Annotated in this window: 16 protein-coding genes and 1 pseudogene; 2 read left to right on the top strand and 15 right to left on the bottom strand. The window is 40.3% G+C overall.

Features of this window, described 5'->3' with window-relative positions; all coding sequences use genetic code 11:
* Window positions 1-29: 29 nt before the first annotated feature.
* The 6 genes from HMPREF2697_RS01820 to HMPREF2697_RS01795 form a co-directional block, all read right to left on the bottom strand.
* Window positions 30-1,205: an ABC transporter substrate-binding protein gene (locus HMPREF2697_RS01820; RefSeq protein WP_045771732.1), complete on the bottom strand. Its 1,176-nt coding sequence runs from the start codon at window positions 1,203-1,205 to the stop codon at window positions 30-32.
* 154 nt (window positions 1,206-1,359) lie between these two features.
* Complete coding sequence (locus HMPREF2697_RS01815; protein ID WP_002890011.1) at window positions 1,360-1,641, bottom strand: YlbG family protein; 282 nt, start codon at window positions 1,639-1,641, stop codon at window positions 1,360-1,362.
* A complete protein-coding gene (locus HMPREF2697_RS01810) occupies window positions 1,634-2,083 on the bottom strand; it encodes a YlbF/YmcA family competence regulator (RefSeq protein WP_070849369.1) in 450 nt (149 codons plus the stop codon). The genes HMPREF2697_RS01815 and HMPREF2697_RS01810 overlap by 8 nt, the downstream gene beginning before the upstream one ends.
* Window positions 2,084-2,168: 85 nt before the next feature.
* Complete coding sequence (gene clpP, locus HMPREF2697_RS01805; protein WP_002886628.1) at window positions 2,169-2,759, bottom strand: ATP-dependent Clp protease proteolytic subunit ClpP; 591 nt, start codon at window positions 2,757-2,759, stop codon at window positions 2,169-2,171.
* A gap of 173 nt (window positions 2,760-2,932) precedes the next feature.
* Entirely contained in the window at window positions 2,933-3,562 is a 630-nt protein-coding gene (gene upp, locus HMPREF2697_RS01800) for a uracil phosphoribosyltransferase (protein WP_002883819.1), read from the bottom strand.
* An 89-nt stretch (window positions 3,563-3,651) separates the two neighbouring features.
* Window positions 3,652-6,561 (bottom strand): glycoside hydrolase family 68 protein, encoded by a 2,910-nt coding sequence (locus tag HMPREF2697_RS01795; protein WP_045771731.1) that lies wholly within the window; start codon window positions 6,559-6,561, stop codon window positions 3,652-3,654.
* Window positions 6,562-6,838: 277 nt separating this feature from the next.
* Between HMPREF2697_RS01795 and HMPREF2697_RS01790 the strand changes: the two genes are divergently transcribed.
* Window positions 6,839-8,443, top strand: a complete 1,605-nt coding sequence (locus HMPREF2697_RS01790; RefSeq protein WP_224118999.1) for a glycoside hydrolase family protein — start codon at window positions 6,839-6,841, stop codon at window positions 8,441-8,443.
* A gap of 35 nt (window positions 8,444-8,478) precedes the next feature.
* Here the strand turns inward: HMPREF2697_RS01790 and HMPREF2697_RS01785 are convergent, their stop codons facing one another.
* From HMPREF2697_RS01785 to HMPREF2697_RS01770, 4 genes are all read right to left on the bottom strand, one after another.
* A complete protein-coding gene (locus HMPREF2697_RS01785; protein ID WP_070579534.1) occupies window positions 8,479-9,642 on the bottom strand; it encodes a MalY/PatB family protein in 1,164 nt (387 codons plus the stop codon).
* Window positions 9,643-9,652: 10 nt separating this feature from the next.
* Window positions 9,653-10,747, bottom strand: coding sequence for a cystathionine gamma-synthase (locus HMPREF2697_RS01780; RefSeq protein WP_022496356.1), 1,095 nt, complete (start codon window positions 10,745-10,747; stop codon window positions 9,653-9,655).
* Between the two features lie 293 nt (window positions 10,748-11,040).
* Window positions 11,041-13,821 (bottom strand): cation-translocating P-type ATPase, encoded by a 2,781-nt coding sequence (locus HMPREF2697_RS01775; RefSeq protein ID WP_070849367.1) that lies wholly within the window; start codon window positions 13,819-13,821, stop codon window positions 11,041-11,043.
* Between the two features lie 116 nt (window positions 13,822-13,937).
* Window positions 13,938-15,569 carry a putative polysaccharide biosynthesis protein gene (locus tag HMPREF2697_RS01770; protein ID WP_045768760.1) on the bottom strand — a complete coding sequence of 544 codons (1,632 nt, stop codon included), beginning with the start codon at window positions 15,567-15,569 and terminating at the stop codon, window positions 13,938-13,940.
* A 94-nt stretch (window positions 15,570-15,663) separates the two neighbouring features.
* On the opposite strand from HMPREF2697_RS01770, the gene HMPREF2697_RS01765 reads away from it, so the two are divergent.
* On the top strand, window positions 15,664-17,109 hold the full coding sequence (locus HMPREF2697_RS01765) for a UDP-N-acetylmuramoyl-L-alanyl-D-glutamate--L-lysine ligase (protein WP_070849364.1): 1,446 nt from the start codon (window positions 15,664-15,666) through the stop codon (window positions 17,107-17,109).
* A 76-nt stretch (window positions 17,110-17,185) separates the two neighbouring features.
* On the opposite strand, the gene HMPREF2697_RS01760 is transcribed toward HMPREF2697_RS01765, so the two are convergent.
* The 5 genes and pseudogenes from HMPREF2697_RS01760 to rnpM all read right to left on the bottom strand — a co-directional run bounded on the left by HMPREF2697_RS01760 (window position 17,186) and on the right by rnpM (window position 21,706).
* Entirely contained in the window at window positions 17,186-17,749 is a 564-nt protein-coding gene (locus HMPREF2697_RS01760) for an LOG family protein (protein ID WP_013990078.1), read from the bottom strand.
* Between the two features lie 64 nt (window positions 17,750-17,813).
* Complete coding sequence (rbfA, locus tag HMPREF2697_RS01755; protein WP_002883798.1) at window positions 17,814-18,167, bottom strand: 30S ribosome-binding factor RbfA; 354 nt, start codon at window positions 18,165-18,167, stop codon at window positions 17,814-17,816.
* 95 nt (window positions 18,168-18,262) lie between these two features.
* Window positions 18,263-21,097, bottom strand: coding sequence for a translation initiation factor IF-2 (infB, locus tag HMPREF2697_RS01750; protein WP_045771726.1), 2,835 nt, complete (start codon window positions 21,095-21,097; stop codon window positions 18,263-18,265).
* 18 nt (window positions 21,098-21,115) lie between these two features.
* The gene (locus HMPREF2697_RS01745) at window positions 21,116-21,418 is read right to left on the bottom strand and encodes a YlxQ-related RNA-binding protein (RefSeq protein WP_002883776.1); all 303 of its coding nucleotides are present in this window, start codon (window positions 21,416-21,418) and stop codon (window positions 21,116-21,118) included.
* Window positions 21,411-21,706, bottom strand: a pseudogene (rnpM, locus tag HMPREF2697_RS01740) (RNase P modulator RnpM). Before rnpM ends, HMPREF2697_RS01745 begins: the two are co-directional and overlap by 8 nt.

Raw genomic sequence — 21,706 nt, 5'->3', positions numbered from 1 at the left:
TCTAGTTCATTTTTAGTATAGATAACAGATTATTTTTCAATTTCAACGGCTTCCGCTGAAACCTCTTCACCATTATCTCTTTTAACCATAAGAGCTGCTTTAATAGGGTTATGATCCTTATCAATCGTCATTTTACCTGTAACCCCGACAAAGTTTTTCAAATGTGCTAAGTTATCAGCAATATCAACTGATGTTTTCGCATCTTTTGATGCTTCTGCAATCATATAAACAGAATCGTAAGCTAGAGCAGCAAACATATTTGGGTCAGTGTTGTAAGCTTTCTTATATGCTTCGATGAATCCTGATGCCTTGTCAGAAAGGGCAACATTTGTTGAATATCCTGATACATAGTAGACGTTTGAAGCATTCTTTTTACCTGCAAGCTCAGTAAATTTCGCATCACTGAATCCGTCAGGTCCAAGGATTGGTTTATCAATTCCAAGGTCACGTGCTTGTTTTGTAATAATACCAGTCTCAGTATAGTAACCTGGCATTACAATAGCATCATAATCAAGGTCTTTAAATTTAGTCAAGGCTGACTGATAGTCCTTGTCCCCTGAAGCAAAGGTAGCTTCAGTAACGATTTGACCTTTATATTCACGCTTAAATTCATCCGCAATACCTTTGGCATAATCTGAAGCATTATCATAGTAGAGAACTACTTTCTTAGCATTCAAATTATTGTAAGAATAAGCTGCCAAAACTTTACCTTGGTAACTATCCTTGAAGGTTGTACGGAAAACGAATTTCTTCGTACCATTAGCATCTACCGTAAGGTCATCCTGCGTACCTGAAGGTGTCAGCAAAGGAACCCCTGTTTTTTGTGATACGAGGCTAGCCGCAGCAACAGCACCTGATGTCGCTGGACCAACGATAGCATTTACATTATTCTGAATAGCCAAGTTCGTTGAAGATGTTGAAGCTTCAGCATTTTCAGATTTATTATCTTTTGTGACAAGCTCAAGCTTTTTGCCATCGACGCCACCAGCTTTGTTAATTTCGTCAACAGCCAACTTAATACCATTCTGCTCCGCCTTACCATAGGCTGCAACGGCACCTGTCAACTCCATGTTAACACCAATTTTGATTGTATCGCCAATCTTAGTACCATTGGCATTAGCAGTCACATCTGGTGACTTGCCACAGGCAACCAAGAAAACGGAAGCAAAAAAGGCTAACACAATAAGTGTGATCTTTTTAGACATAAGATTTCTCCTTAATATTTTCTTAAAAAAGTCCATCTTATAGCTTACAGAATTATCAGACAATTGTCAACTACACAAAACTAAGCTTTAGCGACAGTAATCGTTTCCATTACTTTAAGAATAACTCTTTAAAAAGAAAAAAACTTTTCTCTCATTAAAGAGAAAAGTTCTTAAACGGTTCAGGGACTGAGGTGTCGTAACGTTCCAGACTACCTACAAAGTCCATATCAATATCAGAATAGTAGGAAGGCAGAACTTTTTTCACTGCTTTCATTCCATCGAGCTCTTTCAAAATATCCTCGACCTTGTCCTCATCTACATAAAGGTGCACATAACGCATCTTATAAGAATGGTAGACAACATCTCCAAACTTGGCAATTTTACGTAAGTCTCTATTGTAATATAAATAAACAATAATGCCTTGACGCTTAATCATGACTCATCTTCTCCTTTATGTTAGTGTCTCCCTTTTTATGATGTGGTTTATGAGGGGCAAGAGGTAGGCCAGTATCAATAAAAATCTGGTCTGAAACGGCTTGGGCAATCTCCTCACCAAGATTGGCTAAAATAGTCTGTAAATCGAACTCTACCTGACGATAGCCAATAACCACCTCGTTTAAATCAATTTGGCGCTTCATTCGCAAAACCTGACGTTTCAACTCTCTCACATCTGGTCTAAAAGCCTCATACGCCTTAGCAGCATCATAGCTATCTTTTAATTCTTGAAATGCAAAGAGTTGCTCTTGAAGTCCTCTGTCATTTTCGAATTTCTGGCGTTTCAAACGATAATTCTCTACCTCAGGTAGCTTTAGAAAATACGAAACAAGACACTCTATAGCTTGATCAATCACAAGCAACTCCTCATTGATTATTAACATGTTTTCTATTATAACACAAAAAGCCAGATGAAACGGTCCTTATACAACCGATTTGCATCTGACTTTTGTTTAAGACAAGCTCAGTTTATTTTAATTGGTTATTAGCCATGATTTCATCGATGAAACCATATTCAAGCGTTTCTTGAGCACTCATCCAATTGTCACGTTCAGCGTCTACATGAACTTTTTCAATTGGTTGTCCAGAATTATCTGCCAAGATTTGCTCCAAATTATTACGTGTCTTGAGCAAGTGTTCAGCTGCGATAGCCATGTCTGTTTGTTGCGTACCGCCACCAGTACCGCCCATTGGTTGGTGAATCATGTACTCTGCATTTGGCAACATGAAACGTTTACCTTTGGTACCGCTGGAAGCGATAACTGTTCCCATAGATGCTGCCATCCCCATAACGATAGTCTGAACATCAGACTTGATGAAGTTCATTGTATCAACAATGGCAAGACCAGCCGAAACGGATCCACCTGGTGTATTAACATAAAGATAGATATCTTTTGTATTGTCTTGAGCATCCAAAAACAAGAGTTGGGCAATAATTGAGTTTGCCATATTATCTTCAACAGGACCTGTTAACATGATGATACGATCCTTGAGCAAACGTGAGTAAATATCATAAGAACGCTCACCGCGTGATGTTTGTTCAATTACTACAGGAATCATATGAATCCTCCTTTTAATATTGTCTTGATGCTATTATATGATTTTAGTCAAATTAGGTCAAATAAAAAACATCATTCTTAGCACTCTTTTGGAAAGAGTGCTAACCCCCCCTAAAATAATTTCACTTTAAACTTATTAATCTAGTAAAAAAAGGGAAATTTTCCCTTTTCAACTTATTTTGTACCAAAGAGACGGTCACCTGCATCTCCAAGACCTGGAACAATATAACCGTTTTCATTAAGTTTCTCATCCAAAGATGCTGTGTAGATATCGATATCTGGGTGAGCATCTTGCAATTTTTTGACACCTTCTGGTGCTGCAACCAAGCAAACAAACTTGATATTAGCAGCGCCACGTTTTTTAAGTGAGTCTACTGCCAAGATTGCTGAACCACCAGTCGCAAGCATTGGGTCTACTACAAAGATCTGACGTTGATCAATGTCTTCTGGTAATTTAACCAAGTACTCAACCGGCTCAAGAGTTTCCTCATCACGATACATACCAATATGACCAACTTTAGCTGCTGGTACAAGGCTAAGAAAACCATCGACCATACCAATACCCGCACGAAGGATTGGAACAATCGCTAATTTCTTACCAGAAAGTTGTTTTTGTACTGTTTTGGTAATTGGTGTTTGAATTTCAACCTCTTCGAGAGGAAGGTCACGAGATACTTCGTAACCCATAAGCATAGCAATTTCATTAACTAGCTCACGGAAGTCCTTAGTAGAAGTATCCTCACGACGGAGGATTGAAAGTTTATGTTGAATCAGTGGATGTGAAATAACTTGAAATTTACCCATAATAGTTTCTTCCTTTGCTTTATACTCACTCCATTATATCAAAAAGGCAAAAAAAACGCTTGCTTTTCTGCAAACGTTTTTGAAAAGGATTATTTTTTAGGTAAATGAATCTTTCCTGTGACCAAACCATAGCCAAGAAGAGCTAGACTAGCAATTGCTGCAAAGATAGTCGCCAAGATTGAAAGAATGTTGCTGTTTGAACCTTCTGAATCACTTGGTGTCTTAGGAGTCGTAGCAAGTTTGGCAGCAACTTTAGTATTGTTGCCTTTACTTGACTCATCAGACTTAGTTACTTCATTAGCTTTATCAACTCCGTGAGACTGAACTTTTTCTTCAGACTTAACTGGTTTTGGAGCTTCTGTTTCAGTCACAGACTCTTCTTTAACAGTATTCGTTGGAACAGTTGGTCCAGTTGCTACAATAGTCTTTGGTACTGGTGTCGCAATCTCTGCGGCTTGAGCTACTGGACGACGATCACCCACAGAATCTCCTGTCGAAGGTTTCACAGGGACCGCTACATGATGATCATTTGAAGAATTGTTATCATTAGAGTGGTCTCCATAATATGGGAAAGGAGTACGAGCTGGAGAATCCGGATTCGTAGGATTTGTTGGTTTATCTTCTTTATCAGCTGATGGTTGATTATTGTCCGCTGGTTTAGAAGTGCCTGGTTTATTAGTCTTATCATCAACAGAATGGTTACCTTCTGTTGGACTTACTGGTGTTTCTGGCTTATCTGCCTTCTTGTCTTTACCATCTTTAACAGTTACAGTCAAGACACCGTGAGCTTCAGAAACGCCTGTTGAACCATCAACTGTAGGATAAGTATGTGGTTTAAGACCATAACCCGATACCGCATAATAATCTACATTAAAGTCCTCGTTTGGCAATTTAGCACTGTTTTGATCGCCTACGTGTACCAAGCTTTCACTAGATTTATCCCAAATCCAGTCACCTTGATTCGTCATCTTAGGAAGAACTTCTGTAGTATCATCTGCATTCATCTTGATAAGGAAGCTTGGAGCCCATGTTGATTTATTCTCAGCACCGGCAATTCCACCACGGTTAGTCATGTAAGAAGTTACCAAAAGAGTATCTGATGAGCCTTCAACAGGAACCGCATAGTAAGAATAAGTAGATGTACGCCAGTCAGCTGGTACAGAGGCTGTCAAGACCACACCTGAGCCGTTAAGTGGACGGTATTTCCCACGGAGGCTGTCTGATACGAATCCAAGCATGACAACATCATCACCGACAGCTTCACGCGCTGCTACAGTACCTTCAGCATCCGTAGATTTGTTGATACGTGAAGCAGTGAAGAGGTAATACTTGCCACCCATCTTAACAACACTTGGACGTTCTACTTCATCAGTAACCATGTGGCTAGTGACAAGCGGTGTGTAAAGTTCAGCTACAGATGGATTTTTCTCATTATCATCAAGTTTCAAGATACCGATAGAACCATTTGCCCATGATGCAAGGTTGTAAAGGTGTTTATTATTAACAATATTGAGGAATGACTTAAGGTTAAAGGCGTCATCTCCTCCATAGTTTGACCATTTGTAAATTTGTTTTTCGCCTTGGTAGTTTTCGTCACCTGTATTTGATTCAAAAATAAGGTAACGGCTACCGTTATCTTCAATGATGTGTGGGTCACGAAGACAGTAGTTATCCGTACGGTCTGGATTACCATCATGGTTATGGTCATCATCAAAAGTACTCATAAATTTAGGATAGCTTTGATAGTGATAATTATCTCCACCAAAGAGAATGTGGTCATTTTCAACTGACTTGATAACAACTTCGTCGTTTTCAACAGCCAAGTTAAGTGTAGCACTAGCCAATTGTTGCCAGTTTAATTTACCACCACTAGTATCATTCTTAGTGTAATAAAGTTGGATACTACCATCAGAGTTAACAGTCGCTGAACCTGACCATTGTTGGTCATCTTCAAGGGCATTGTAACCAAAGATTGGACCCGCATTTTTCCAATGAGTAAAGTCATTATCCCCATATTTTCTATAGAGCAAGTAAATGTGGTTTGAATTTTTATTTGGTGCACCGGCCATTGAGATAACCAACTGGTAACCATTCCAGTTGCTAACTACACCTGACTTAGCATCTTGGACTGGCCAAGAATCCCAAACGTCGATTTCTTCTTTTTTCATCGTTTGGGCATCAACAGTGTTGAAAGCAGGCATATTGATAATTGTATCTGCTTTAAAGTAAGGAACAGCCAATTTGCTGTCTTGCTTCAAGAAGCTAGCAACGATATCCTTCAAGTTACGGTAAGTCAAGCTAGTACCTGTACCTTTGATAGCATCATCACTAAAGTCAACCTTATTAAGTGCTTTAATTTCTTCTTCAGTCAAGGCAACGATTTGATCTGAGGTCATATTCTCTTCAACAATAGACTTGATACGACCATTAAGTTTACTAAGGTTGGCATTAGCCGCGCTGTTTTCAGAAACTTTAAGGTCTACTTCAGTGTGTGTATCAGCTGCTTCTGAGCTTGCTGTTGAAGTTGGTGCTTCTACTGCAGCCTCTGATGTATGAGCCGGAGCAGAAACTGCAGCAACAGTCGCTGAAGGTGTTGTTGCATCTGATGAAGATGTCACTACTGTGCTAGACGCCTTTTCTTCAACTACTGATGGAGTTGTGTTGCTTGGTTGTGTCTCTGTAACTGGTTTAGTTGCAACCTCTGAATGTGCAACTGAAGATTCAACTGCTTCTGAAGTTGCCACACTTGTTGCTGTTTCACTGGCTACCGTTAGAGATGCTGTGCTTGTTTCTGGTGTTGCTGTCGCAGTAGCTACCGCTGGTGCTGTTTCTGTAACTTGATCAGCTTTTACCTGAGTGGCACCCAAAAACGCCAAGGTACCAACGAGTGCTGATGTTGCCCCTACTGTGGCTACCTTACGGATGCTATAACGCATCTTTTTGCACTCTGCTTGCTTTGGTGCTACTGTATTTGACTGTGAATTAACTGTAATATCCATATAAACTCTCCTTTTAGGTTTTTACATGTTCCATTCTATCATTTTTTTATCTAAATTCCAATCTTTTTTTAATGACAAATTGATATTTTTTGTAAAAAACTATTTTTTTGTTAAAATAATAACTATAAAAACATGCAATTTAATCAGGAAATATTACTATATGGAATCAAAATATCCTTCTCTAATTTTTATTATTGCTTTTTTAATCTTATTTTTTGTTTTTATAATGAAAAATGAGAACGTTAACAATCCTTCTCCAAAAACAAATAAGGCTTCTGTGAGTCAAACCTTTCATCTAGCATCTCATAAAGGATGGTCTAACGACCTACAGACTATCGTATGGAATCAAGAAAAAAATTACTATGATATCTATTTTCTACACTCTGTGGATGGGGCTACTGATCCTTTTGGACCCAACGGTCAAGATTGGACACATACAACGACTAAAGATTTTATCACCTATAGTAAACAAGAGACTGCTATACCATCAAAGGGTGGCGACTCTAAAGAAGGATGGCATTCTGCTTGGACAGGTAGTGTAGTCACAGATAGTCAGGGGATTTCTGATATCCAAAACGAAGAACCTGTCGCCTATTTTACTGGACTCACGGATGATGGAAGCCAAGCAATCTATGCTAGTGCATCAAATGACAAGGGAGCTAGCTTTACTAATGCCTTAAAAGATGGTAAACCTTTATTGACAAAGGAACAATCCTATAACGGTAAAGACTTCCGCGATCCTTATGTCTTCCACTTCAAAGACAAATTACTCATGTATGTCGCTGAAGGTGACGCACTAGGTGTTTATCAATCTCAAGATGGCATCAACTGGAACAAAGCAGATAGCAAGGGAGTCTCCAAAATCCTACCCGAAACATTTTTTAAGGGTCGTAAGTGGCAGGACAATGCTCCTATCGAGTGTCCCGTTCTCAAAACAATGACAACAACCGACGGTCAGGACAAGCAAGTTCTCTTTTTTGGAGCTAAGGATACAGCTTCAGGCGAAACAACTGGAACCTACTATACTGTAGGGCATTTAGATGGTAACGGCTTATTTATTGCAGATACAGAAACAAAACGCTTAGATCAAGGCTCAGACTATTATGGCGCTAACTTCACTGGAAGCGATCGAATTGAAGAAAGCAATCATAACCTTATCAGTCTTGGCTGGGTTGGTAATTGGAATTACTTCACGTCAGGCATTCACAGTGACCAAGAGCCCAAGAGTGATTTTCTAAAAACTATCGGTTTTTACGCTACACCCAGACAGCTACAGCTAGATAAGAACAATATTATTCAGTCCACTCCCCTTTATAAGAATGAACAATTAACCCTCAAAAATCAAAATGGCAACATTTCAAGTCAAAGACCACTCACTAGTGACAATAGAAAACCTTGGATTGATAAAAGTCACAATCAAAATGCTAATGGCCTTCTTGATCTTGCTGGAAAAAATAGTGCAGGGTATTACCAACTGCATTTTTCAAATATTAAGAAAGAAGGAGGCTATATCTACATTGATATCTGGCAAGGCTCTGATTACGTTAAAATCGCCTACCAAATAACAAGTGGTACCTATCAGGTCTCTGCCTATGCTGCCGAACTGAATAACAGCATGGATGGTAGTCAAACTGCCTCTTCTTACTATTACGATGGACTCTTGGGTAACGGTCAAGGTTATAAAGCTGACAGTCACTATAAGGAAACTGATAATATCACTATAACGCTTATTACAGACAATCGTAGCTTGGAAATCTTCTTTCCCAATGGCCAAACCTACACTCTAGCCAGATTTAATACCTCTGGCAAGCAGGATGTCAAAGTTTTCTCCACTCAGAAAGATCTTCTATTAAACTTGAAAATTTACGATGTACACTCATAACAATAATAAAAGTGATGCTGTTCGCATCACTTTTATTATTTTCCAAAGACAGAAACGAGACGTTTAACTCCCTCTGCAACAACTGTAGTTGGCGTAGCTACGTTAAAGCGGAAATGTTTTTCTCCTTCGGAACCAAAAGTAATACCGTCATTTAGCACTACCTTGGCTTCTTCTTTAAGTAAACGTCCAAGTTCATTATGGTCTTGATCATAGGCTGAAAAATCAAGCCAAACCAAGTAAGTTCCCTCAGGTTTCATGACCTTGATATTGGTCTTTTCACTAAGTTCTTTGGTTAAAAGGTCAATATTAGTTTCAAAGACAGTTTTCAATTCCTCTATCCAAGGTTTCCCATAGGTCAGAGCTGCTTGAGTTGTAATCAAACCAATGGTTGGAATTTCATGTTGATTATTTGCCAATTGCTTTTGTTTAAAAGCTTTACGTAAGTCTTCATTTTCAATGATAGTAAAACTGTTTTTGGTACCAGCAATATTAAAGGTTTTAGTAGCCGAACTAAGCACCAAGGTAAAGTCCTTGTAAGCATCTGAAATGGTATTCATAGAGATGTGCTTATTCCCATATAGGGCTAAGTCTTGGTGGATTTCATCAGATACCAAGAGAACACCATGTTTCTGACACAAATCTGCTACCTTGGTCAATTCTTCTTTAGTCCAGACACGCCCACCTGGGTTATGTGGGCTACAGAAAACATAAAGTTTAACATCATTCTCGACGATATCACGTTCCAATTGTTCAAAATCAATTTCGAAATGGCCATTAACCTTAACAAGACTATTTTCAATCAACCGACGATTATTCAAACGGACCGAACGAGCAAAAGGTGGATAAACTGGTGTGTTGATGAGAACAGCATCTCCTTCTTTGGTAAAGGCTTGAATAGCTGTTGAAATGGCTGGAACAACACCTTCAATGAGAACAATACTCTCTTTATCAACGACGTAACCGTGTTGATTTTTTTCCCAATTAATGATGGACTGATAAAGCTCTTCACTTGGATAAGGATAACCAAAAATATGTGTCTCAGCATAGTTGATAACTGCATCCCTAATCTCAGGAACAGGTAGGAAGTCCATATCGGCAACCCAAAGCTCAAGTAGTTCTGGATTACTTTCGGCTTCGTGCCATTTCATGGTATTTTGATCCAAGCGATTTGGTTGTGTTGTAAAATCATAACGTGTCATAGATAACTCCTTAAAGACTAAGGGCATTTTCCAAGTCAGCAATCAAATCTTGTGCTGCTTCAATACCAATTGAAAGACGAAGCAAGTCGTCTGTCAAACCATAGGAAGCACGCACATCACTTGGAATATCTGCGTGAGTTTGTGTCGTTGGGTAGGTAATCAAGCTTTCGACACCACCTAGACTCTCCGCAAAGGTAAAGACCTTTAGGGAATTGATAATGGTAGGAATCTTGTCTTGATTAGCCACTTTGAAGGAAATCATACCACCCTTACCTGGATAGAGGACTTCCTTAACAGCTGGTGACTTTTCTAAGAAAGCTACAACTTCTTGAGCATTGGCTGTTGATGCCTCCATACGAAGTTTTAAAGTCTTAAGACCACGCATAAGCATATAGCTATCAAATGGTGATAAGGTAGGACCAGTCGTATTGAGGTTATAATAAAGTTTATCGTAGAATTCTTGGTTACTAGTCACAACAACACCAGCCAAAACATCATTATGCCCTGATAGGTATTTAGTAGCTGAATGTACAACGATATCAGCACCTTGAGTAATCGGGGTTTGATAGATTGGGCTATAGAAAGTATTATCAACAATAACCACCGCACCCTTGTCATGAGCAATTTTGGCCACTTTTTCAATATCAAACTCAATCATAAGTGGGTTTGTCGGTGTTTCGATGTAGACAATATCGGTATCTTCTGTAATAGCCGCAATCATCTCATCTTCTGTATTTGTGTATTCAAAAAAGAAACGACCTTCTTTTTCCTTGTCATTAAACCAACGGAAAGAACCTCCGTAAAGATCACGCGCAGCTACAACCTTACTGCCTACTGGGAAAATTTCAAAGGCCAAAACAATGGCACTCATCCCTGAACTTGTCGCAATAGCATAATCTGCTTTTTCAATAGCTGCAAGTGTTTTTTCCACTGTTGCACGTGTTGGATTTTTAGTTCGTGTATAGTCAAAACCAGTAGAATGGCCAAATTCTGGATGTTGGTAAGTTGTTGAAAAATGAATTGGTGAAGCCAGGGCTCCTGTTGCTTCATCCGAATTGATTCCTGCGTGTGCCAAAATGGTTTCTAATTGATATTCTTGTGTCATAATGTGCCCTTTCTACATGGTAAAGTGGATATACTCCATATCTATGACCTCTATTTTATCACTATTTTCTGAAAATAATGGTAAGTTCATCATACGGATTCTTGATAGTTAGTTATAGTTTATTTCTATAACCTAAAAAGACAGATAGATACTGACTCTAATTTAAAATAAGCCCAATTTTTGAGATTGTCAAAAGTAGGTTTTCAAGCATCAAAAAGTGCCTGAAACATCATAGTTTCAAGCACTAAGAAATGATTTAAAAGTCTCGCTGCAATCCGAAGTAAGCTACTGACTTACTTTTTATCAAATAAGCGATATCTGATTTCTTCCAAAGCCATAATAACAAACGGACAAGCAAGTAAATAGAGCCAATCATCAAGTCCAATAGGTGCAGTGTTAAATAGCGTGTGGAAGAAAGGCACGTAAGACAGGATGATAAAGAGAACAATTTCTAAAACAATCCCTAAGCTAATAATCCGATTAGCAAATGGTTTAACTTGGAATATAGACCCTCTACCTTTACGACTATTCATAGCCATACCAATTTGGGTAAAGATAATAGCTCCTAATGTCATGGTAGTTGCCTCTCGATAGAGAGGACCTGAACTGGCCAAATGGTTTAAGTTACCTTGATTAACCCAATAATTAAGGAAGAAAGCCCCCATCGCTAAGGCTGCTTCAATCAGTCCATACCAGACAAAAGCCTTAATCAATAATTGTCGATTGAGCAAGCGATCTGAAAGACGTCTTGGTGGTCTGTCCATAACGCCCTCTTCAGGTGGTTCAACCCCCAGCCCCAAGGCGGGCATCATATCTGTTCCCAGGTCGATGGCTAGGATTTGCATAACCGTTAAGGGAAGAGGTATGCGTCCCAAAGAGAACAAGAAGAAAGCAGAGGGTACGGCTTCTGGCGTGTTGGAATTAAAAATATAAGTCAGGAATTTTTGAATATTTCTATAAACTGCACGCCCTTCTTCGACAGCATGAACAATAGAAGCAAAATGATCATCTGTTAAGATCATATCTGCAGATTCCTTGGCAACATCAGTTCCTGATACCCCCATAGCTACACCGATATCAGCTTTTTTAAGGGCAGGGGCATCATTAACACCATCACCAGTAACAGCGACAACTTCGCCAAGTTCTTGAAGGGCATTGACCACACGGTATTTTTGTTCAGGTGCTACACGAGCAAAAACGATTTCGCCTTTAAGAGCTTCTTTAAGCTGATTGTCATCCATATCAGCTAGTTCAAGGCCTGAAACAACACGTGCATCGTCCCCTTGTACAATTCCGATTTTCTTGGCAATGCTAAGAGCTGTCAAACCATAATCACCTGTCACCATGATAATACGAATACTAGCTCTATGGCATTTTTCAATGGCTTCACGCACACCCTGACGTGGCGGATCACTCATGGCAACCAAGCCTAGAAAGACCATATTGTCCTCCAAGGTCTGCATGTCCCACTTGTCTTCTCCAACATGCTCACTGTCTAAAGGTCTATAAGCCACAGCCAAAACACGTAAACCATCTCGGGCAAACTGGTCGTTAGCTGCAAGGATAGCCTGACGCTCCGTAGCCGTCAATGATGTAATCATCCCTTGATTATCATAGTAGTCCGAGCAAAGCTCCATCACTTCTTTAGGAGCACCTTTGGTGATAGAGATATGATGACTGCCATCCAATCCTGCTTCAAGCTTATGCACTGTCGTCATCCGTTTACGATCAGAATCAAAGGGAATCTCCTTGATACGAGGGGCCCAAATATGATTGTCATTTAAATTAATTCCGGCTTTTTCAGCGAGAACATTAAGACAAGCCTCAGTTGGATCACCTAAAATTGTAAAATTGGGATTATCAACACTAGGGGCCACAACTTGAGCATTACTAGCCAAATGAGAGAATCGGACCAAACGATTAAGAAACTCATTTTCTTTAAGAGAAACAGGTTGCCCTTCCTGCTCAATCTGTCCTTCTGATGCATAACCCAGCCCAGTCACCTCATAACTGTCTGACAAGGTCCACAGATGGTTAACCGTCATGGCATTTTGCGTCAAAGTTCCTGTTTTATCTGAACAAATAACAGAAGTTGCTCCCAACGTCTCAACCGAAGACAGCTTCTTAACCAAAGCATGGTCCTTAGCCATGCGCTGAACGGCCATGGCTAAAGATAGAGTAACTGTGGGAAGAAGCCCCTCAGGAATAAAGGCCACAATCATCCCCAATGCAAAAATAAAGGCTTGAGACAAAGGCTGATGGACTAATAGAGTCGCTGCGACCATAAAGAAGAGACCTACAGACACCGCAATAACTGAAATCTGTTTAGTCAAATGGTCTAATTCTTTCTGAAGGGGACTCTTTTCCTGAGCAAGATTCTGTGTCAAATCCGCAATCTGTCCAAACTCAGTTTTCATCCCGATAGCAGATACTATAAAATGTCCAGAACCAGAAGAGACTGTAGTCCCTGCAAATACCATATTGTCATACTCTAACTCAGTCTTGTCGGGAGTCAAATCTGCTTGATCTGACTTATAAATAGGATTAGACTCACCAGTGAGGGCAGACTGATTAACTCGCAAATCTGTCACAGCGACCAAGCGTCCATCTGCAGAAATACGGTCTCCTTCTTCAATGAAAACCAAGTCACCTGGCACCAAGTCCTGAGCTAGAATCTTATCCTCCTTACCATCACGAAGAACTCGCGCATAGGATGGAAGAAGCTTATTAAGAGCTGCCGTCGCCTGACTTGCCCTATATTCTTGAATAAAGCTAAAGAGGCCATTAATAATGTTAACCAACCAAATTGCAATCCCCAACTCTAAACTATGAGAAAGCATAGCGATAAAACCACCAACCCACAACAAGAGGGCCATGAGACTTGTAAAATGCCTGAAAAAGACCAGCCAAATAGGCTCCTTCTTACTTTCCTTCAATTGGTTAGGACCATACGTAGCCTGCCTCTCCTTGACTTCTTGAGAACTTAGGCCTTGATGACTTGTTTGCAACACCTCGTAAACCTGTTCGGAAGTATAGGTTCCTAATTTTATATTTTCCTGTCTAGAATCAGCCATAATCCTTTCCTCGATTCTAAATCATTAAAACGATTTCATTTTTTCACCCCTATTATACTCCTTTTTCAGAAAAGGTTGAAAAGAAAAAAACCAAGCCACATGACTTGGTTTAGATTTTATTTAATATGTAATTTAGCCCGTAGGCTACCTGCTCGGGCACCAAGCAATTGGTCAGCCATACGGGTCACAAGAGCAAGAACACCATAGACACCGATTCCAAGGCCTCCTCCAATGACCAAGTAAATCACACTACCCATACGACTTGTTGGTGACAGTACAAACTGGAACAACCAATAGAAGACCGCAACTGGAATAGCCATGAGCACTGTAAGGATACAGATGAGCAAGGCTTTTCTAAACACTGTCTTACGACTAAAGTGCGTAACAGTGTGGAGGTGATTATACATGAGAGCAATTGGAACACCTAAACCGATGGCTGTTGAAATAACCGGGCCAAGGGCTCCTAAGAAAATAATCAATGGCAGCTGTAGAATAGCCTTAACTAAAACCCCAATCGCAAAATAGTTAATAGCTTTACGGGTTTCAAAGATTGCCTGAAGCATTGGTGCTAAAACGCTATACAAGGCCAAGAAAATAACTTGAATCAGACTGGCTACAAAGAGCAAGTGGGCCTGACTATCTGGTGCCCCGTAAAAAACTGTGTAAAGTGGTTTAGCTAAAATCACTGATCCTATAATGGCAGGAACAATAAAGAGCAAAAGCAACTGTAAGTTATTAATAATCAGTTTAGCCGCCCCCTTAAGATCCTTCTTAACCATATTTTCAGTCAAGAGTGGAATCCCAACCCCGGCAATAGAAAGAGCAACGGCAATCAAAATCATGGTAATCTTACTTGGGTTTGAAGACAAGTAAGCATAGAGAACCTGAAGTTGACTGTTACTATAGCTTGTAAACTTCTCCATAGTACGGATAAAGGTCCATTGATCAATCAGTTGGAAAAGCTGAATAGCAGATCCAGTGATAATAAAAGGGACAGCTTCCTTAAAGGTTTCAATAACAATTGCAGTTGGATTGATATCCGGATGAACAGCCTGCTTGCCAAAGAGACTCTTGAGCTTGCCCTCCTTCCAAAGGTAGAAGAAAAGCACCCCATAACTAGCCAACATTCCGATGAAAGCGGCAAAAGTCGATTGAACAACTGCCGTCACATAATCGCCTGTCCCAATTTTCATGATGAAGAAGGTCGCCAACAGCATCCAAATAACACGGATAATCTGTTCCGCAATCTGACTCAAGGCATAAGGCTTCATGTTGTTAAAGCCTTGGAAAAAGCCTCGTAAAACAGACATCGATGGGAAAATAACAACTGCCCAAGAAAGACTACGCATGACGCGAACCAGATCTTCGTCTCCCCCAGAAAGGTAAGACATCCACGGCGAAGCAAAGTACATGAAAACGCCAAAGATCACTCCGAGACCAATCATGTAATACAAGATACGCTTGAGTAAGAAGAAACTCGTCTCCATCTTTCCAAGTGTGTTGTATTTAGACACCTGTTTGGCAATTGCGACTGGAATACCCGCTGTTGAAATCAAGAGGAAAAGAGCATAAATATTATACCCTTGACCAAAGAGGGCATTGGCTTGGTCACCTTGTTTACCCATCCAAGCATACCAAGGAATAATGTAGAGTGCCCCTAATAGACGGCTGATAATATTGGATGCTGTCATCCATGCCGTCCCTCTTAGCATCTGCTGCTGCTGTGTATCAGTTTTAGTTTCAGTCATAACTTTCTTTCTAGAGAATAAAATATAATCTAGTTTATTATAAACTTTTGGCTGTGACTTGTAAAACAAGAACATTAAGGCTAAAATAGGAACTATGATTACTATTGAACAAGTTCTAGAGGTTCTTAAAAAGGACCATAATTTTAGAGATATTATCGACCAAGACAAGTACTACTATTCATGGACTGGGGTGACTTTTGATCATCTTTCTTATGATAGTCGTGATGTCACACCATCGTCCCTCTTCTTTGCCAAAGGAGCTGCCTTCAAGCCTGAATTTTTAGAGAATGCTGTCAAAGCTGGCTTGAGTTTCTACGTGGCTGAAAAAGATTATCAAGTGGGAATTCCTGCCATTATCGTATCAGATATCAAGCAGGCTATGAGCCTCGTTGCTCAGGCCTTCTACCAATACCCTCAAAACAAGCTTAAATTGCTGGCTTTTACTGGGACAAAAGGGAAAACAACAGCAGCCTACTTTGCCTTCAATATTCTCAAGCAAAGTCATAAACCTGCTATGCTTTCAACCATGAACACGACATTAGACGGAAAAAACTTCTTCAAGTCTACCTTAACAACACCTGAGAGTTTGGACCTTTTCCGTATGATGGCTGAAGCTGTTGCTAATGGCATGACCCATCTGATTATGGAAGTCTCAAGTCAAGCCTATCTGACTAAGCGTGTCTATGGATTGACTTTTGATGTAGGTGTCTTTCTTAACATCAGCCCAGACCATATTGGGCCTATTGAACACCCAACCTTTGAAGACTACTTCTACCATAAGCGTCTCCTCTTGGAAAACAGTCGAGTTGTTATCGTCAATAGCGGTATGGATCACTTTGCTTTTATCGCTGAGGAAGTTGCGGATAAAGAGCATGACTTCTATGGTAAAAACTCCGACAATGCTGTTAAACATGGCTCAGGTTTTAGCTTTAAGGCAAGTGGGAAATTAGCCGGTGACTATGATATCCAACTCATCGGTGACTTTAACCAGGACAATGCCATGGCTACTGGTCTGGCCTGCCTACGTCTCGGAGCTAGCCTTCAAGACATCAAGAAAGGAATCGCTCAAACTTCTGTTCCAGGGCGTATGGAGGTTCTAACCCAAACTAATGGGGCTAAGATATTTGTTGACTATGCTCACAATGGAGATAGCCTAGATAAGCTCTTACAAGTCGTAACTAGCCATCAAGATGGCCATATTAGCCTAATTCTAGGGGCTCCTGGAAATAAGGGTGAAAGTCGTCGTAAAGACTTTGGACATGTCCTCAATACCTACCCTGATGTTGATGTCATCCTAACAGCTGATGATCCTAACAAGGAAGATCCTCTTGCTATCTGTCAGGAAATTGCTAGCCACATCAGTCGCGAGGTTCGTATCATTGTCGATCGAGAGGAAGCAATCAAAACAGCAATGTCTGAGACTACAGACTCTAAAGACGCTGTGGTTATCGCTGGTAAAGGTGCTGATGCCTTCCAGATCGTAAATGGTAAACGTGATAACTATGCTGGCGATATTGAAGTCGCTAAGAAATATTTGTAAAGATTTAATTAAAAAGATTCAATGATGTGTCATTGAATCTTTTTAATTCATCTCATTTTTACAAATTAAAGCAATACTACCGATAACGTCTCAATTGAGGTGGTTCATAAGACTGGACGAAAGCTTCAATTTCTGAAAAATCATCTGTAAAGAGGAATTTTGCTGCTGTTTCAGCCTCCAAAAAATCATGAGTAACCATGGTATCTAACATCATTTTCATAGCATCATAATAGCCATTGAGATTGAAGAAAACACAGGGTTTGTCCAACTTACCGACTCGAGCAGCTGCAATAGCTTCAGAGATTTCTTCCAGTGTCCCTAGACCTCCTGGAAGTGCGATAAAGAGATCTCCTTGCTCTAGCATAGCAGTCTTTCGTTCTGCCATAGTTTCTACTATTGTCATTGAGGTTAACCCCTCATAAGCTATCTCCCTATCTTTGAGGAATTGTGGCATAATCCCATGAGCCTGTCCACCATTTTCCAAAATCGTATCACCAAGAACTCCCATAAGTCCCATCTTACTGCCACCATAGACTAGAGTATGCCCATTTTTAGCAATCCACTGACCCAAGGCAATTGTTGCTTTCTTAAAGCTAGGACTGTCACCCATATTAGCTCCCAAATAGACCGTTATTTTCATTGAAGTCCTCCTTTTTATTCTATTATAACGCAAAATTCCTGTCAGTTATGGCAGGAATTTTTTCTTAGTCTTTACGCTCCAAATTACGAAGCATTTCATCAATTTTATTACCGTATTCGATAGACTCATCCTTAATGAAGGTCAAATCCGGAATCTTATACATGGTCAATTTTTTACCAAGTTCACGCTTGATTGTCCCAGTAGCCTTTTCAAGACCAGTTTGTGCTTTTTGGTTATCTGAGGCCAAGGTTGAATGAATAGTGTAAAAAATCTTAGCAGCTGACAAATCGCCTAGCATTTGCACATCTGTGATAGTGACATCTTGCACACGTGGGTCACGAACTTTCTTTTGAAGAATTTCATTGACCTCACGTTTGATTTCCATACCAACACGGTCTACACGAAATGAATTTCCCATAGTCTTATCCTTTCTCTCTTATTATGATGGAACAAAAGCCAGGCCAGATGACCTAGCTTTGTCTCCTAAGTAAGCTTTCTTAAAAGCTAACAAAATTAACGTTTAATTTCTTCCATAATGTAAGCTTCGATAACGTCATCAACTTTAATATCGTTATAGTTTTCAATCATCAAACCACCCTCTTGAGCGTTTCCGACTTCTTTAACGTCATCTTTAAAGTGTTTCAAGCTTGCCAATTTACCATCAAAAATAACGACACCATCACGAATCACACGGGCACTTGAGTCACGAGTGATTTTACCACTAGTAACCATGAACCCACCGATTGTTCCGACTTTAGAAACCTTGAAGGTTTCACGGATAATAGCTTCACCAATGACTTTTTCTTCAAATTCAGGATCAAGCATCCCTTTCATGGCATCTTCGATTTCTTCGATAACCTTGTAGATGATGCTGTGAAGACGAATTTCAACTTCATCAGTTTCCGCTTGTTGACGTGCTTGTGGTGTAGGACGAACGTTAAATCCGATAACAACAGCATCTGAAGCTTCCGCAAGAGTAATATCAGATTCGTTTATAGCACCTACTGCTGAGTGAACAACATTAACACGAACACCCTCAACATCAATCTTAAGAAGTGATGCTGCCAAGGCTTCAACAGAACCTTGTACGTCGGCCTTGATGATAACATTAACAGTCTTCAATTCACCAGCTTTAAGGGTATCAAAGAGGTTATCAAGACTAACACGATGTGTTTGTTGACGTTGTTTCATAAGGGCACGTTTAGCACGTTCTTCACCAGCTGCACGAGCTGCTTTTTCGTCTTCATAAACGGCAAAATGGTCACCCGCCATAGGCGCTTCGTTCAAACCAGTAATTGAAACTGGTGTTGATGGTGCTGCAGTCTTAATACGACGACCAAGGTCATTGGTCATAGCACGGACACGTCCGAAGGTATTACCAACAACGATTGGGTCTTGAACATGCAAGGTACCTTGTTGAACAAGGAGGGTTGCAACCGCACCTTTACCTTTATCCAAACGCGCTTCAATAACGGTACCGATGGCACGAACTGTTGGGTCAGCTTTAAGTTCTTCCACTTCAGCCACAAGAAGAACTGTTTCAAGTAACTCTTCAATGTTTTGACCAAACTTCGCTGAAATTTCAACGAATTCGCTATCGCCACCCCATGCAGTTGAGATAACGCCATGTTCAGCCAATTCACCGATTACACGCTCTGGGTTAGCACCTGGTTTATCAATCTTGTTAATCGCAACAATGATTGGAACACCAGCAGCCTTAGAGTGGTTGATGGCTTCAATAGTTTGTGGCATAACACCGTCATCCGCAGCGACAATCAAGATAGTAATATCTGTAACAGAAGCACCACGGGCACGCATAGATGTAAAGGCCGCGTGTCCTGGAGTATCAAGGAAGGTGATTTTCTTACCACCCTCTTCAATTTGGTAGGCACCAATATGCTGTGTGATACCACCAGCTTCTCCAGTCGCAACACGTGAGTTACGAAGGGTATCAAGAAGGGTTGTTTTACCATGGTCAACGTGTCCCATGATAGTAACAACTGGTGCACGTTCTACCATAGCATCTTTATTGAGGTAGTCTTCGTCAACAAAGAAACGTTCGATATCAGCATTATCGACTTCTTCTTTCTTAGTTGCCTCAATACCGTAGTCAACCATCAACAACTCAATAGTATCCCCATCAAGAGATTGGTTTTGAGTTGCCATAACGCCCATCATGAAGAGTTTCTTAACGATCTCAGCTGGCTCACGTTTAATACGTTTTGCGATTTCTGCAACCGTCATGCCTTCAGTATATTCAAATTCTTTTGGTAATTCATGGAATTTACGCTCTGTTACTGGTTTGGGAGCTGAATTACCACGGTTATTTTTACCTTTTTTATTTTTGTTTTTATTCCAGTTACTATTTCGTTGATTTCTCACTTGGTTTTGATTATTCCACTTATTATTTCTTGTTTGCTTAGGTCCATCTTCATTCTCGCGACGATTATCACGTGATTTATCTGGACGTGCCTTTTTACGACGTGTATCTTGTGCTTGCGCAGCTGGAGCTGGTTGAGCAACCGGTGCTGGTTTGGGAGCTGGCTTAGCTTCAGCAACTGCTTTTTGAGCAGCGACTTCAGCCTGTTGTTTTTCTTTTCTTGCCTTTTCTTGCTCTTTCGCACGGCGTTGCTCTGCAGCTTTTTCTTCACGGAAGCGTGTTTCACTTTGACGTGAATATTCTGCATTTTGCTCTGCTTTCAAGGCTGCTGCACGCGCTTTAAAGTCAATACGTGGTCCTGCCTGATTGTTACGGGCAGCATCGTTACGTTTATTTCGACCTTGATCATTGCGCTGTTTACCTTTGAAATTACGGTCACGATTACTATTGTTACCGCGGTTCCCATTATTACGGTTGCCTTGACCATTTCCATTTTGGTTGCGACGATCATTATTCTGACGTTTACCTTGATCGTTCCCTTGTTGATTTCGGTTACGATTACGGTTGTCACGGCCTCCGCCGTTTTGACGACGCTCTGCTTCTGCCTTGGCACGTGCTTCACGTTCTGCCTTAAAATTACGGCTTTGTGGTTTTTTCGGAGTCGCAGGGGCTTCTTTGACTTCAGCCTTTGATGTTTCTTTAGCTGGAGCTGATTTGGCAACAGGTACCTTATCAACCTTAGGCGCTACCTTTTCCTCTTTAGGAGTTGGTGTCGCTTTAGGAGCTGGCTTGCTTTCAGCCTTAGCTGTTCCCCCTTTTAAACTTGAAGTGATACGATTAGCATCAGCTTCTTCAACTGATGAGGAATGGCTCTTCACAGAAAGACCAAGTTCTTGAGCTTTCGCAACAACAACCTTACTTTCTACACCAACCTCTTTTGCGATTTCATATAATCGTTTCTTTGACACGTGATGTCCTCCTATTCTTTAGTCCATAAGAGTCCTCATTTTCTTTGAAAATCCAGCATCAACTACAGCAACCGTTTTTCTTGGTTTACCAATAGCCATGCTTAATTCCAGTGCGTTAAACACTGTGGAGACTTCTATATTATAGTAGTTACATTTATCAGTCGTCTTTTTAGTCACGTTACTACCAGCATCATTGGCAAGAAAAACTAGTCTCGCCTGTCCTGATTGAACTGCCTTGATGACAAGTTCTTCGCCAGAAATAAGCTTTCCAGCTCTTTGTGCTAGTCCCAACATATTTGACAATTTTTCTGTGTTATTCAAGACCTAACTCTCTTCTTTTGACCTTGTGATCCACATAAGCAATGAGTTCATCATAAAAACTTTCAGGAACATCCATGGAGAAACTATGGTTAAAAGCACGTTTCTTTTTAGCTTGGAGAGCTTCTTCATTATCTAATTTAATGTAAGCACCTCGGCCATTTTTTTTCCTGTTGGATCAATGAAAATCTCACCATCTTTAGTTTTTACAATGCGGAGCAAATCACGTTTATCAATGATTTCTCCTGAGACAACTGATTTGCGTAAAGGTATTTTTCGTGTTTTAGCCAT

This window comes from Streptococcus sp. HMSC064D12 (assembly GCF_001837205.1).
GTDB lineage: Bacteria > Bacillota > Bacilli > Lactobacillales > Streptococcaceae > Streptococcus > Streptococcus salivarius_D.
Note: the sequence above shows the minus strand (reverse complement) of the source record. Positions and strands in the feature narration are given on the sequence as shown.

Bases quoted from the DNA above. Each gene is read 5' to 3' on its own strand.
- HMPREF2697_RS01820 (WP_045771732.1), bottom strand. From the start codon at position 1,205: ATGTCTAAAAAGATCACACTTATTGTGTTAGCCTTTTTTGCTTCCGTT.
- HMPREF2697_RS01815 (WP_002890011.1), bottom strand. From the start codon at position 1,641: ATGATTAAGCGTCAAGGCATTATTGTTTATTTATATTACAATAGAGAC.
- HMPREF2697_RS01810 (WP_070849369.1), bottom strand. From the start codon at position 2,083: ATGTTAATAATCAATGAGGAGTTGCTTGTGATTGATCAAGCTATAGAG.
- clpP (WP_002886628.1), bottom strand. From the start codon at position 2,759: ATGATTCCTGTAGTAATTGAACAAACATCACGCGGTGAGCGTTCTTAT.
- upp (WP_002883819.1), bottom strand. From the start codon at position 3,562: ATGGGTAAATTTCAAGTTATTTCACATCCACTGATTCAACATAAACTT.
- HMPREF2697_RS01795 (WP_045771731.1), bottom strand. From the start codon at position 6,561: ATGGATATTACAGTTAATTCACAGTCAAATACAGTAGCACCAAAGCAA.
- HMPREF2697_RS01785 (WP_070579534.1), bottom strand. From the start codon at position 9,642: ATGACACGTTATGATTTTACAACACAACCAAATCGCTTGGATCAAAAT.
- HMPREF2697_RS01780 (WP_022496356.1), bottom strand. From the start codon at position 10,747: ATGACACAAGAATATCAATTAGAAACCATTTTGGCACACGCAGGAATC.
- HMPREF2697_RS01775 (WP_070849367.1), bottom strand. From the start codon at position 13,821: ATGGCTGATTCTAGACAGGAAAATATAAAATTAGGAACCTATACTTCC.
- HMPREF2697_RS01770 (WP_045768760.1), bottom strand. From the start codon at position 15,569: ATGACTGAAACTAAAACTGATACACAGCAGCAGCAGATGCTAAGAGGG.
- HMPREF2697_RS01765 (WP_070849364.1), top strand. From the start codon at position 15,664: ATGATTACTATTGAACAAGTTCTAGAGGTTCTTAAAAAGGACCATAAT.
- HMPREF2697_RS01760 (WP_013990078.1), bottom strand. From the start codon at position 17,749: ATGAAAATAACGGTCTATTTGGGAGCTAATATGGGTGACAGTCCTAGC.
- rbfA (WP_002883798.1), bottom strand. From the start codon at position 18,167: ATGGGAAATTCATTTCGTGTAGACCGTGTTGGTATGGAAATCAAACGT.